This window comes from Vibrio sp. 10N.222.54.A3, assembly GCF_041474095.1.
Lineage (GTDB): Bacteria > Pseudomonadota > Gammaproteobacteria > Enterobacterales > Vibrionaceae > Vibrio > Vibrio crassostreae_C.
The window spans coordinates 1-659 of record NZ_JBFRTN010000104.1 but is presented as its reverse complement, the minus strand read 5'-3'; the positions used below and the strand labels follow the sequence as shown (position 1 = coordinate 659).

General features: G+C 47.5%; 1 protein-coding gene. It reads right to left on the bottom strand.

The window, feature by feature from the left end:
* Positions 1–615: transposase zinc-binding domain-containing protein (locus tag AB4507_RS19375; protein WP_372183147.1), on the bottom strand; the 615-nt coding region annotated here is incomplete at its 3' end.
* Positions 616–659: the final 44 nt, after the last annotated feature.

Genomic DNA, 659 nt, shown 5'->3' with positions numbered 1-659 from the left:
CCACAACGTTGGGTGTTGATTAATGGCCTCTAGCATTCTTGCTCGCCATACTTTGGCCAAAGCAAACGCGTTGAAGAGGTAATGCTTGTTGCCTTTGTGCCACGTTTGCCTCGACGCGTCGTATTGGCCTGCCGCCACGATAATGTGCAGATGTGGGTGCAAGTTTCGTTGTCGGCTGTGAGTATGCAACACGGCGGTAAAACCAAGTTCACCTTGCCGTTGTCGGTTGGCAAAATCCTTTAATACCCCTGATGCCACCTTAAACATACCGTTATATATCGCTTTAGGTTGATGTCTTGCCAGCACTCTCAATTGATACGGTAAAGTGAAGGTCACCATGAAATAGTGAACAGGTAACCGTTTTTGCTGTTGACGCTGTAGCCAGTCAGAAGTGGTGCGTTGTTGGCATTGAGGGCAATGGCGATGACCACAAGAAAGAGGCAATCGGTCATCGTGATGGCAGTGACTGCAGAACCATTGTGAGCGTCCTTGTTGCTCTGTTTTGCAACGGAGCATCGCCCAAATAGCTCGATGCATATCGCCATTTATCTGCGCATGATAGTGATGCTTAAGCGCACGATGATGCTGGCGAAGCAGTTCAATGAAAGTACTCATTTTATGCTCCATGTTAAGTCTAGATCATCCGTTAATTGGTTGAT